At 73.8% G+C, this 11,493-nt stretch carries 11 protein-coding genes; 8 read left to right on the forward strand and 3 right to left on the reverse strand.

All coding sequences use genetic code 11. The features are described from left to right. The first annotated feature begins 228 nt into the window (after positions 1-228). The 5 genes from ACFXDE_RS28305 to ACFXDE_RS28325 all read left to right on the forward strand — a co-directional run bounded on the left by ACFXDE_RS28305 (position 229) and on the right by ACFXDE_RS28325 (position 5,013). Entirely contained in the window at positions 229-714 is a 486-nt protein-coding gene (locus ACFXDE_RS28305; protein WP_380497500.1) for a DUF1453 domain-containing protein, read from the forward strand. A 65-nt stretch (positions 715-779) separates the two neighbouring features. Beyond that, a complete protein-coding gene (locus tag ACFXDE_RS28310) occupies positions 780-1,937 on the forward strand; it encodes a sensor histidine kinase (protein WP_380497501.1) in 1,158 nt (385 codons plus the stop codon). Further along, positions 1,934-2,635: a response regulator gene (locus ACFXDE_RS28315; RefSeq protein WP_380497502.1), complete on the forward strand. Its 702-nt coding sequence runs from the start codon at positions 1,934-1,936 to the stop codon at positions 2,633-2,635. Before ACFXDE_RS28310 ends, ACFXDE_RS28315 begins: the two co-directional genes overlap by 4 nt. 126 nt (positions 2,636-2,761) lie before the next feature. Then, entirely contained in the window at positions 2,762-3,337 is a 576-nt protein-coding gene (locus ACFXDE_RS28320) for a DUF485 domain-containing protein (protein ID WP_380497503.1), read from the forward strand. Continuing rightward, on the forward strand, positions 3,334-5,013 hold the full coding sequence (locus ACFXDE_RS28325; RefSeq protein WP_380497504.1) for a cation acetate symporter: 1,680 nt from the start codon (positions 3,334-3,336) through the stop codon (positions 5,011-5,013). Before ACFXDE_RS28320 ends, ACFXDE_RS28325 begins: the two co-directional genes overlap by 4 nt. Before the next feature lie 52 nt (positions 5,014-5,065). On the opposite strand, the gene ACFXDE_RS28330 is transcribed toward ACFXDE_RS28325, so the two are convergent. Together ACFXDE_RS28330 and ACFXDE_RS28335 are read right to left on the reverse strand one after the other, a co-directional pair. Beyond that, positions 5,066-5,755, reverse strand: a complete 690-nt coding sequence (locus ACFXDE_RS28330; protein ID WP_380497505.1) for a response regulator — start codon at positions 5,753-5,755, stop codon at positions 5,066-5,068. After that, the gene (locus tag ACFXDE_RS28335; RefSeq protein ID WP_380497507.1) at positions 5,755-7,347 is read right to left on the reverse strand and encodes an ATP-binding protein; all 1,593 of its coding nucleotides are present in this window, start codon (positions 7,345-7,347) and stop codon (positions 5,755-5,757) included. The genes ACFXDE_RS28330 and ACFXDE_RS28335 overlap by 1 nt, the downstream gene beginning before the upstream one ends. Positions 7,348-7,671: 324 nt before the next feature. On the opposite strand from ACFXDE_RS28335, the gene ACFXDE_RS28340 reads away from it, so the two are divergent. Genes ACFXDE_RS28340 through ACFXDE_RS28350 form a run of 3 tightly spaced genes read left to right on the forward strand, consistent with a single transcriptional unit; the run spans position 7,672 to position 10,450 of the window. Beyond that, positions 7,672-8,481 (forward strand): ABC transporter ATP-binding protein, encoded by an 810-nt coding sequence (locus tag ACFXDE_RS28340; RefSeq protein ID WP_380439532.1) that lies wholly within the window; start codon positions 7,672-7,674, stop codon positions 8,479-8,481. Further along, a complete protein-coding gene (locus ACFXDE_RS28345; protein WP_380497508.1) occupies positions 8,471-9,340 on the forward strand; it encodes an ABC transporter permease in 870 nt (289 codons plus the stop codon). Before ACFXDE_RS28340 ends, ACFXDE_RS28345 begins: the two co-directional genes overlap by 11 nt. A 36-nt stretch (positions 9,341-9,376) precedes the next feature. Next, entirely contained in the window at positions 9,377-10,450 is a 1,074-nt protein-coding gene (locus tag ACFXDE_RS28350; protein ID WP_380439536.1) for an ABC transporter substrate-binding protein, read from the forward strand. A gap of 115 nt (positions 10,451-10,565) precedes the next feature. Here ACFXDE_RS28350 and ACFXDE_RS28355 read toward each other — a convergent pair whose 3' ends face one another. After that, positions 10,566-11,468, reverse strand: coding sequence for a sucrase ferredoxin (locus ACFXDE_RS28355; RefSeq protein ID WP_380497509.1), 903 nt, complete (start codon positions 11,466-11,468; stop codon positions 10,566-10,568). Positions 11,469-11,493 lie beyond the last annotated feature (25 nt).

Consider the following 11,493-nt stretch of genomic DNA (forward strand, 5'->3'; position numbering starts at 1 on the left):
ACCTCTTTTTTTTAAGGTTTGGTGGGCTGGTTTTTGTTTATATGAGACAGCCCCCGCAGGGACGCCTGACCTGCCCGCCCCCCCGCGCGTGGGCCCTCCACCCACGGGTGGAGGGCCCTCGCGCTTGTGCTTCCACCCCCGGTCCACCCGGGCTCCGATCACCGGGCGGCGCCCGATCCGTAGCGTCGGTGAGGTCAGCACACAGCTTCCGTCGGGACGGAGAATCCGATGACCGCCCTCGTCAACATCGTCGTGATCATCGCGGTACTGGCCCTCGTGGTCCGGCGGCAGATGCGCGCGCAGCGCCTGGACACCGAGCGCCGCTTCTGGCTGCTGCCGCTGATCCTCGGGGTGCTCGCGCTGCGCGACCCGCAATTGATCGACCACGACCACGCGGCGCTCTCCGCCGTCCTGCTCGGCGCCTCCCTCGTCGCGGTGCTCGCCATGGGCTCCGTCTGGGGCTGGACCGTCCGGCTCTGGCGGGCCGCGGACGGTTCGGTCTGGGCCAAGGGCACCAAGGCCACGGTCGCCGCGTGGGTGGGCATGATCGCCATCCGGCTCGGCCTGTACGGGATCGGCTCGGCGATGCACGTCCACCAGGCGGGCAGCGCCCTGATGCTCGGCATCGCGGTCATGCTGCTGGTCCGCTCGCTCGTGGTGAACTGGAGGGCGCGGACCGCCGAGCTGCCCCGGCAGGCCGCCGTGATCGGCTGACCGCGCCGCCGTCCCGCCGCCGCGTTCGAGCCGCCGCCGTGTACGACACCCCCGAGGAGGACCCCGTGACCGGGTACTGGACCCGCTGGCCGGCCCGCGAGGGACTGGAGCGCGAGGCCGAGAGCGGCCCGCGGCGGGTCCTCACCGTGCTCGGCCGGATCGTGATCCTCGTCAGCGTCACCTGGGGGACCTTCGCCGACGGCCGCTTCACCGGCTGGGCGGCGGCGGCCGCGGCCGGCGGGCTGGTGGCCATGGTCGGGCTGAGCACGGTCTACCTGAACGCCAGCCGGGCGCAGCGGCTCGTGCCCTCGCTCGCCGCGGCCGGCGCCCTGGTCGGCCTCGGGTGGCTGGCCAACTGGGGCCACGCCATCGTCCTGGCGGACGTCACCTGGCTCGGGCTCGCGGTGATGGCGCTGGTCCGGCTGCCGCCCGCGCCCGCGGTCCTCGTCGCGGTGGCGTCGCTGGGCTCGTACACCGCGGCCAGCTGGGCGAGTTGGCTCAGCGTCGTGACGTCGGTCGGCGGGCTCGGGCTCCTCGGCTTCCTGCTGCGGCTGGACATCGAGGCGCGCGGCACCGCCCGCCGCCTGCTCACGCAGGAGCGGGCCGCCCGGGCCGCCGAGGCCGAGAGCGCGGCGCTCGCCGAACGGGCCAGGATCGCCCGGGAGATCCACGACGTGCTCGCCCACAGCCTCTCCGCCCAACTCGTCCACCTGGAGGCGGCCCGGCTGATGCTGGACGCCGGGACCGACCGCGAACAGGTCCGCGAACGCGTCGTCGCCGCCCGGCGGATGGCGCAGGACGGGCTGGCCGAGACCCGGCAGGCGCTGTCCGCGCTGCGCGGCGAACTCACCCCGGTGGGGGACTTCCTGGTCGAACTGACCGGACGCGAACGGGCGGTGTTCGGCGTCGTCGGCACGCCCCGGCCGCTGGCCGCCGAGGCCGCGCTCGCCGTGCGGCGCACCGCGCAGGAGGCGGTGACCAACGTGCGCAAGCACGCGCCCGGGGCCCGGTGCGAGGTCGAACTGCGCTACCTGCCGGACGCGGTGGAGCTGGAGGTGCGCAACTCCGCGTCCCCGCGCGGCGCGGCGCCGGGGGAACTGGCCGCCAGCGGCAGCGGGTACGGTCTGCTGGGGATGCGCGAACGCGCGGAACTGCTCGGCGGCACCCTGCTGACGGGCCCGGAGGACGGAGGGTGGCGCGTGCTGCTGCGGGTGCCGGCGTGAGCGCGGGAACGACCAGGGTCCTGGTCGCGGACGACCAGACGGTGGTGCGCGAGGGCATCGTGATGCTGCTCGGCCTGCTGCCCGGGATCGAGGTGGTCGGCGCGGCGGCGGACGGGGAGGAGGCCGTCGCCCTGGTGGAGCGGCATCACCCGGACGTGGTGCTGATGGACCTGCGGATGCCGCGCGTCGACGGCGTCGAGGCGACCAGGCGGATCCGGGCGGCGCACCCGGAGACCGAGGTCGTCGTCCTCACCACCTACGCCGACGACGACTCGCTGTTCCCCGCGCTCCAGGCCGGCGCGCGCGGCTACCTCACCAAGGACGCCGGCGGCGAGGAGATCGCCCGGGCCATCGCGGACGTGCGCTCGGGCGCGGCCGGGCTCTCGCCGCAGGTCCAACTCCGGCTGCTGGAGCGGCTTTCGGAGGGCCGCAAGGCCTCCCCGGGGACCCCCGAACCGGCCCCCGCACCCGCCGCCCGGGCCGCGGAACTGCCCGACGGGCTGACCACCCGGGAGGCCGAGGTGCTCGCGCTGATCGCCGAGGGCCTCTCCAACGGCGAGATCGCCCAGCGGCTGTTCGTCAGCCCGGCCACCGTGAAGACGCACATCAACAACCTCTTCGCGAAGACCGCCGTGCGGGACCGGGCACAGGCCGTCGCGTACGCCTTTCGGCACGGAATCACCGGTACGCATCAGTAGTCGGATGAGTGTCTGTCGGATCATCGATCACCTCATCGAGTGAACGTATCTGCAATGGTCAAAACCGCTGCTCAGAGGCCCTCATGATGGTTCGGGTCAGAGTGCCCGCCCGGTTCAGGAGCAGCAGTGCCACAGCAGCAGACGAGCAGTCCCGGGCAGGGGCAGCGATTCGACTGGTGGGCCGCTCCGGCCACCGCGAACGCGCCCGCCGCCGGTCGGCCCAACCAGGGCACCCGGTCGGCCGCCCCCCGGACGGACCGCACGGTGCCGGCGCAGCCGGTGCCGCCCGTCCCGGCCGCCGCGCCGACCGTGCCCGCCGCACCGGCCGTTCCCGCCGCGGTGCCCGTGCCGGCCACGGTGCCCGCCGCCGCACCGGCCGGCAGCGCGGACAGCACCGAGGTGTACCGGACGGTCCAGGCCAGCGAGGCCTTCCAGGACATCCGGCGCAGCTACCGGTCGTTCGTCTTCCCGGTCAGCAGCGCCTTCCTCGCCTGGTACCTGGCCTACGTCGCCGCCCAGGCCGCCGCGCCCGAGCTGATGCGCACCCCGGTGGCCGGGCCGCTCAACGTCGCCTGGCTGCTCGGCCTGCTGCAGTTCGCCAGCACCTTCCTCCTCACCTGGCTCTACGCCCGCAACGCCCGCACCAAGCGCGACCGCGCCGCCCTCGGCCTGCGCTGGGACACCCAGGACCAGCTCCGATGACCACCGCGGCGTCGACCGCCACCCCACCGCCCGTCGCCCCCACCGGCGACCACCACGACCTCGCGATCCTGCTCTTCGCCGTGATCGTCCTGGTCACCCTCGGCATCACCCTCTGGGTCGGGCGCCGCGGCAGCGCGGCCGAGGACTTCTACGCCGGCGGACGCGACTTCACCCCGCTGCAGAACGGCTTCGCGCTCTCCGGCGACTACCTCTCCGCCGCCTCCTTCCTCGGCGTCGCCGGACTGATCGCCCTCTACGGCTACGACGGCGTGCTCTACAGCATCGGCTTCCTGGTCGCCTGGCTCGTCGTCCTGATGCTGGTCGCCGAACTCGTGCGCAACGCCGGCCGCTACACCCTCGCCGACGTGCTCGCGCTGCGGCTGCGCCGGCGCAAGGTACGGGCCGCGGCCGGCGGCGCCAGCGTCGTCGTCACCCTGCTGTACCTCGTCGCGCAGATGGTCGGCGCCGGCTCGCTCGTCGCCCTGCTGCTCGGCACCAACAGCGCCTCCGCCCGGACCTGGACCATCGTCGCGGTCGGCGGCCTGATGATCGTCTACGTGACGGTCGGCGGCATGCGGGCCACCACCTGGATCCAGATCGTCAAGGCGTTCCTGCTGATCGCCGGATCGGTGCTGCTCACCGTGCTGCTGATGGTCCACTACCACGGTGACCTCTTCGAGCTGATGCGCCAGGCCGCCCGGCACAGCGGCGCCGGCCGGCGCTACCTCGAACCCGGGCTCAAGTACGGCGCGACCTCCACCAGCCGGCTCGACTTCTTCAGCCTCGGCCTCGCCCTCGTGCTCGGCACCGCCGGCCTGCCGCACATCCTGTCCCGCTTCTACACCGTGCCCACCGCCCGGGCCGCCCGCCGCTCCACGATGTGGGCGATCGGCCTGGTCGGCGGCTTCTACCTGATGGCCATCGCGCTCGGCCTCGGGGCCACCGCCCTGGTCGGCTCGGCCGAGGTGCGGCACGCCAACTCGGCCGGGAACACGGCCGTTCCGCTGCTCGCGCTGGTGCTCGGCGGCGGCAACGGCAGTACCGGCGGGGTCGTCCTGTTCGCGGTGATCTCCGCGATCGCCTTCGCCACCATCCTCGCCGTCGTCGCCGGACTCACCCTGGCCTCCTCCGCCGCCTTCGCCCACGACATCTGGGCCGGCGCCTTCCGCGGCTGGTCGCTGCGCCGGCGGACGGACGACGGGGCGTCGCGCACGGAGGAGCCCGTGAGCGACCGCCAGGAGATCGTCGTCGCCCGGATCGCCGCCGTCGGGATCGGCGCGGCGGCCATCGCGATCAGCCTCTTCGCCCAGCAGCTCAACGTGGCCTTCCTGGTCGGCCTGGCCTTCGCCGTCGCCGCCTCCGCCAACCTGCCGGTCCTGCTCTACACGCTGTTCTGGCGGCGCTTCACCGCCCGCGGCGCCGTCTGGTCCGTGTACGGCGGCCTCGTCCCGGCCATCGTGCTCGTCACCTTCTCGCCGGTCGTCTCCGGTACCAAGGTCGCGCTCTTCCCCGGCGTCGACTTCCACTGGTTCCCGCTGGAGAACCCCGGCATCGTCTCCATCCCGCTCGGCTTCCTGGCCGGCTGGATCGGGACGCTCACCTCGCCCGAACCGGCCGACTCCGACCGCTTCGCCGAGCTGGAGGTGCGCGCCCTCACCGGCGCCGGCGCGGCCTGAACCGCACCCCCTGGGACCCCCGGCGGCGGTGAGGCCGCCGGGGGTCCCGTGCTCAGGGCCGGGCCGCCAGCCCGTACCGGTGCTCCGGCCGCCCGGTGTCGCCGTAGCGCAGCGTCAGCCGCAGCCGGCTGTCCCGCTCCAGCTGCTTGAGGTAGCGCTGCGCCGTCGACCGGCTGAGCCCCGTCCCGTCGGCGACCTCCTGCGCGGACAGCGGCCGGCCCGCCCGGCGCAGCACCCCGAGCACCAGGTCCGTCGTCGGCGCCGAGTGGCCCTTCGGCAGCGCCCCGGCCGGGGCCGCGGCGCTGCGCAGGGTCGCGAACAGCCGGTCCACCTCGTCCTGGCCCGCCTCCCGCGCCGCCGGACCGGCCAGCGCGTGCCGCAGCTGCGCGTACGCCGTGAGCTTCTCGCGCAGCCCGGCGAACGTGAACGGCTTGACCAGGTACTGCAGTGCCCCGTGCTGCATCGCCGCGTGCACCGTCGACACGTCCCGGGCGGCCGTCACCATCATCACGTCGCACGCCACCTGCCGCTCCCGCAGCCGGCGCACCAGGGCCAGGCCCGTCTCGTCCGGCAGGTGGTGGTCGAGCAGCAGCAGGTCCACCGGACGGCGCTCCAGCGCCGCCAGCGCCTCCCCGGCCGAGTGCGCCGTGCCCGTCACCCGGAAGCCCGGCACCTTCGCCACGTAGGCGGCGTGCACGTCCGCGACCCGGAAGTCGTCGTCCACCACGAGTACGTCGATCATCACGCCTCCACGAGCCGAGCGGTGAGCAGGGCCTCCGGCAGCTCGACCGTGAACCGGGCGCCGCCCAGCGGCCCCGCGTCGAGCACGATCCGGCCGCCGGTGCGTTCCACCAGCCGCCGCACCATCGCCAGCCCCAGCCCGCGCGGACGGTGCGCGGGCGCGTCCTTGCTGCTCCACCCCTCCTCGAAGACCTGCTCGCGCAGCTCCTCCGGCACGCCCGGGCCGCTGTCCGCGACCTGGAGCAGCAGCGTGGAGCCCGCCGCGGCCAGGGTCACCTCCACCCGGCCGCCCCCGCCCGGCGCCAGCGCGTCCACCGCGTTGTCGACCAGGTTGCCGAGCACCGTCACCAGCGCCCGCGCGTCCACCACCGCGTCCGGCAGGTGCGCCGCCGGGGCCAGCACCAGCCGCACCCCGCGCTCGCCCGCCACCGCGGACTTGCCCGCCAGCAGCGCCGCCACGTGCGGGTCCTGCACCTGCTCGGCGATCCGCGCCGCGACCGCCGCGTGCGAACCGGACTGCTCCGAGATGAACGCCACCGCCTGCTCGTGCCGGCCCAGCTCCAGCAGGCCCAGCAGTGTGTGCATCCGGTTGGCGTGTTCGTGGTCCTGCGCCCGCAGCGCCTCGGTCAGGCTGCGGGTCGTGTCCAGCTCCCGCACCAGCGACTCCAGCTCGGTGCGGTCGCGCAGCGTCACGACCGCGCCCTCGGCGGTCGCCGTCCGGTTCACCACGAGGACCCGGTCGTCCCGGACGGCGGGCAGGTCCGGGCCGGTGATCCGCCCGGCCAGCACGTCCGCCAGCCGCCCCGGCGGCAGCACCTCGTCGGTGCGGCGGCCGGTGCAGTCCGGCGGCAGGCCCAGCAGCCGCACCGCCTCGTCGTTCGCCAGCCGGATCCGGCCGTGCTCGTCCAGCGCCACCATGCCCTCGCGGATGCCGTGCAGCATCGCCTCCCGCTCCACCAGCAGCGCCGAGATGTCGGCCAGCGCGATGTTGTGCGTCCGGCGCTTGAGCCGGCGGGCCAGCACCAGCGTCGCGACCGTGCCCGCGGCCAGGCCGGCGCCCGCGCACAGCAGGATCCCGGTCAGCATCTTCAGCAGCCGGCGGCGGATCGAGTCGTCGCTGATGCCGACCGACACCTCGCCGACGATCCGCCCGTCCGCGAGCCGCAGCGGCACCTTGCCGCGCGCGGTGCGGCCCAGCGTGCCCTGCTGGATCGCGGTGACGCTGAGCCCGCTGAGCGCGGGCTCCGGGTCGGTGCTGACCCGGTGGCCGATCCGGTCCGGGTCGGTGTGCGAGAGCCGGATCCCGTCCAGGTCGGTGACCACGACGAAGCTCGCGCCGGTGGCCAGGCGGATCTGCTCGGCGTTGCGCTGGGCCGTCGCGGAGTCCCGGGTGGCGGCGGCACGGGCGATCACCTCGTCGGTGGCGGTGGCCTGGGCGATGGACAGGGCGCGCTGCATCGCGTCGTGGTCGAGCTCGCTGCTGACCGGGGCGAGGAACAGCCCGGCGGTCACGGCGGTGACACCGACGGTGACGACGGTCTGGCTGAGCAGTAGCTGCGCGAAGACCCGGCGGGGCCAGCGGGGGAGCTTCATCCGGGCCTCCTCTCGGCGGCCGTGGGGGCGTGGGGGCGGCGTGGGGGTCGTACCGGGGGCGGACGGGGGTCGGGACACCCTACGTTTCCGGCGTGTTTCTGTCAGCCGCGTCCCCGCAGTTGTAGCGGAAGCAAAACGAGCAGAACACCCCTCAACGCGGAGAAGCCGCACTACGCGGAGAAGGCTCCCGCCGGGGCCGGGCCCGCTCCTACCTTCTCGGGGCAAGCACTGACCCGGGAGGTCACACATGAGCGAGCGCAGCGAGCGAATCATCAAGAGGTGCCGGTCCTGCGAAGCACCTGCCGAGCGAAGCGAGGCGGGGGCATGAGCAAGACCCCGGCGATCGAGCTGTCCGGCGCGACCAAACGGTTCCGCACCCCCTCGGGGGCGCTGCACACCGCCGTCCGCGATCTCGATCTGACCGTCGCCCAGGGCGAGTTCGTCGCCGTCGTCGGCCCGACCGGCTGCGGCAAGTCCACCACGCTGACGCTGGTCAGCGGCCTGGAGGAGCCCACCGAGGGGGAGGCCCGGGTGTACGGGGAGCCGGTCCGCGGGATCCACCCCCGGGTCGGGTTCGTCTTCCAGCAGGACGCCGTCTTCCCCTGGCGCACCGTCCTGTCGAACGTCATGGCCGGCCCCCGCTTCCGGGGCGTGCCCGCTGCCGAGGCCAGGGAACGGGCCCGGGACTGGCTCGGCCGGGTCGGGCTCGGCGCCTTCGAGGACCGCTACCCGCACCAGCTGTCCGGCGGCATGCGCAAGCGCGTCGCGCTCGCCCAGACCTTCGTCAACGACCCGGACATCCTGCTGATGGACGAGCCGTTCTCGGCGCTGGACGTGCAGACCCGCGCGCTCATGTCCGACCAACTGCTGGAGCTGTGGGCCGGTACCGGCTCGTCCGTCGTCTTCGTGACCCACGACCTCGACGAGGCCATCGCGCTCGCCGACCGCGTGGTGGTCATGACCGCCGGTCCGGCGACCGTCAAGGAGATCTTCACCGTCGACCTGCCGCGACCGCGCACCGTGGAGGCCGTCCGCCTGGAACCGAGGTTCGTCGAGCTGTACCGCGAGATCTGGGCCTCGCTCGGCGAAGAGGTGCGCATCACCCGGGAGAGAGGAGCGGGTCGTGCCGCTTGAGACCGCGTCGGCCGTGCCTGGTGCACCGGCCGCCCCCACCACGAGGACCGAGGCCCGCGAACGGGCCGCGCGCAACCGGAAGCTGGGCGTGTACGGCGCCCGGTTCGCGGTGCTCGTCGCCTTCCTGGGCCTGTGGGAGGTGTGCGCCCGGACGGAGGTCATCGACCCGTTCAACTTCTCCCAGCCGTCGCGGATCTGGGACCAGATCCGGCAGTGGATCACCCACGGCACCGCCCAGGGCTCGCTCGGCGAGCAGATCGGCTACACCCTCTACGAGGCCCTCTCCGGCTGGGTGATCGGCGTCGTCGCCGGCGTGCTGCTGGGCATCGCGCTCGGCCGGATCCGCTTCCTGGCCGACGTGTTCGGACCCTACGTCAAGGTGCTCAACGCGATCCCGCGCATCGTCCTCGCACCGATCTTCCTGATCTGGTTCGGCCTCGGCCCGGCCTCCAAGGTCGCCTCCGCCGTGGTGCTGGTGTTCTTCCCGGTGTTCTTCAACGCCTTCCAGGGCGCCCGCGAGGTGGACCGCAACCTCGTCGACAACGCCCGGATCCTCGGCGCGGACAACCGCAAGGTCACCCTGCAGGTCGTCATCCCGGCCGCCACCACGTGGATCTTCACCAGCCTCCACGTCAGCTTCGGCTTCGCGCTGATCGGCGCCATCGTCGGCGAGTACATCGGTGCCACCAAGGGCCTCGGCCTGCTCGTCGCCGCCGCCCAGGGCACCTTCAACTCGGCCGGTGTGTACGCCGCGATGACGATCCTCGCCGTCGTCGCGCTGCTGACCGAAGGCCTGCTGACCTTCGCCGAGAAGAAGCTCTTCCGCTGGAAGCCCGCCGACGCGGGCGACGGCCGCTGAACCCCCCTCGTCCGCAGTAGAGAGGCACCCCCACCCATGCGCCCGAACCCGACCGGCAGAGCCGCTGCCGCCGCCCTCGCCGCCGCCCTCCTCCTCCCGCTCTCCGCCTGCGCCAACGACGCCGCCACGTCCGCCCACGGCGCCGCCGCGCCGGCCGGCCGGCAGGTCGACGGACCCAAGGTCAAGATCATGGTCGGCGGCCTGGACAAGGTCATCTACCTCCCCGCGATGCTCACCCAGCGGCTCGGCTACTTCGCCGACGCCGGCGTCAACGTCGAGCTGCTGACCGAGCCCGCCGGCGTCAACGCCACCACCGCCCTGCTCGCCGGCGACGTCCAGGGCGCCGTCGGCTTCTACGACCACACCATCGACCTCCAGGCCAAGGGCAAGAACGTCGAGTCCGTCGTCCAGTTCGCCCAGGCCCCCGGCGAGGTCGAGCTCGTCTCCGCCAAGCAGGCCGACGCCATCAAGTCCGGTGCCGACTTCAAGGGCAAGAAGCTCGGCGTCACCAGCATCGGCTCCTCGACCGACTTCCTCACCAAGTACCTCGCGGTCAAGAACGGCGCCTCCGTCAGCGAGTTCAGCCCGATCGCCGTCGGCGCCGGCCAGACCTTCGTCGCCGCGCTCCAGCAGGGCAGCATCGACGCCGGGATGACCACCGACCCGACCGTCGCCAACGTCCTCGACAAGGGCCTCGGCAAGATCCTCTACGACATGCGCACCCCCGAGGGCTCGCGCCAGGCGCTCGGCGGCCTCTACCCGTCGTCCTCGCTCTACATGGCCACCGACTGGGTGGAGAAGAACAAGGACACCACCCAGAAGCTCACCAACGCCTTCGTCAAGACCCTCAAGTGGATGTCCACGCACACCCCCGAGGAGATCGCCGCGCAGATGCCCGCCGACTACGCGCAGGGCGGCGCCGAGCAGTACGCGGCCGCGATCAAGTCGACGCTGCCGATGTTCACCACCGACGGGGTGATGCCGGCCGACGGGCCGAAGACCGTCCTCGCCGTGCTCGCCGCGTTCCACCCGGACGTGAAGGGCAAGGAGGGCTCGATCGACCTCTCCCGCACCTACACCACGGAGTTCGTCGGCAAGGCCACCGGCTGACCCCGAACAGGCCACCGGCTGACCCCGGACCGGTCCGGCGGTCCCGCGCTCACCCCCACGGGCGCGGGGCCGCCGCTTCCGGCTGCCCGGGTCGCCGCCTCGGGGTGCCCCGGTCTCAGACGCCCCGGACGCTCAGCACGTCCATCCGCGACGGCGTGCCCTCCGCCTTCCCGCAGCTCTCCGGACGCGGCGGCTCGCTCCGGCCCTCCAGCACGTCCGCCTCCCACGCCCGGCCGTCCGCGTGCAGCACCGTGACCAGCCAGCGGCCCTCGCCGTCCGGCCGCTGCAGCACGGTCAGCGCGTCCACCCGGGTCTCGCCGATCGCCAGCCGCACCGCGTGGTCCGCCGCCTGGCCCGGACGGTCCCAGCCCGAGCAGCCCCGCGACCACTCCGGCACCATGTGCCCGGCCGCCGTCGCCGCCAGCACCTCCTTGGCCGTCTCCGCCGTCAGCCGCCCGTACGCGTAGCCGGACGGCAGCACCAGCATCGTGGGGGAGAAGCGGTGGCCGCCCAGGTGCGTCACCTCCCACACCTCGCTGTGCCCGGCCGCCGCCAGGTCCGCCGCCAACGGCCGGCCCAGCAGCGCGCAGCAGCGGTCGCGCCGCCCGTTCGTGCACACCAGCGCCACCGGGCCGCCCACGTGCTCCGCGCCGAAACCCGCGTGGTCGCCAATACCCAGCGCCGCGAAGTCCAGGCCCAGCAGCTCCGCCGGATCGGCCACCGCGGCCCGGCGCACCCAGCCGCGGCCCGGCACCGTGTGCGCCACGATCACCTCGTGCCGCGCCGTCGGCAGGCAGTCCGCGTGCCGGCCCGGCCGGCGGATCAGCGCCACCCGCACGCCCGTCCCGGCCGCGGCGGCCTCCAGCGCGTGCCCCGTCTCCGCGTCCAGGTGGCTCTCGCCCAGCGCCTTCGCGCCCCACGGCCCGTTCTGCTCCACCAGCAGCCAGGTGGTCGCCACCGCCGCCGTGGCGGCCAGCGGCTCCGAAAGTTCACGCGACCGCGTCGCACAGGTGCTCACGCGGGCAAGGCTACCCTCAGCCCTC

The organism is Kitasatospora sp. NPDC059408 (assembly GCF_042751525.1).
In the GTDB taxonomy this organism is placed as follows: domain Bacteria; phylum Actinomycetota; class Actinomycetes; order Streptomycetales; family Streptomycetaceae; genus Kitasatospora.

What these genes read in the sequence shown, in the direction of transcription:
- ACFXDE_RS28305 (WP_380497500.1), top strand. Translation starts at nt 229, where the DNA reads ATGACCGCCCTCGTCAACATCGTCGTGATCATCGCGGTACTGGCCCTC.
- ACFXDE_RS28335 (WP_380497507.1), bottom strand. Translation starts at nt 7,347, where the DNA reads ATGAAGCTCCCCCGCTGGCCCCGCCGGGTCTTCGCGCAGCTACTGCTC.
- ACFXDE_RS28350 (WP_380439536.1), top strand. Translation starts at nt 9,377, where the DNA reads ATGCGCCCGAACCCGACCGGCAGAGCCGCTGCCGCCGCCCTCGCCGCC.
- ACFXDE_RS28330 (WP_380497505.1), bottom strand. Translation starts at nt 5,755, where the DNA reads ATGATCGACGTACTCGTGGTGGACGACGACTTCCGGGTCGCGGACGTG.
- ACFXDE_RS28340 (WP_380439532.1), top strand. Translation starts at nt 7,672, where the DNA reads ATGAGCAAGACCCCGGCGATCGAGCTGTCCGGCGCGACCAAACGGTTC.
- ACFXDE_RS28325 (WP_380497504.1), top strand. Translation starts at nt 3,334, where the DNA reads ATGACCACCGCGGCGTCGACCGCCACCCCACCGCCCGTCGCCCCCACC.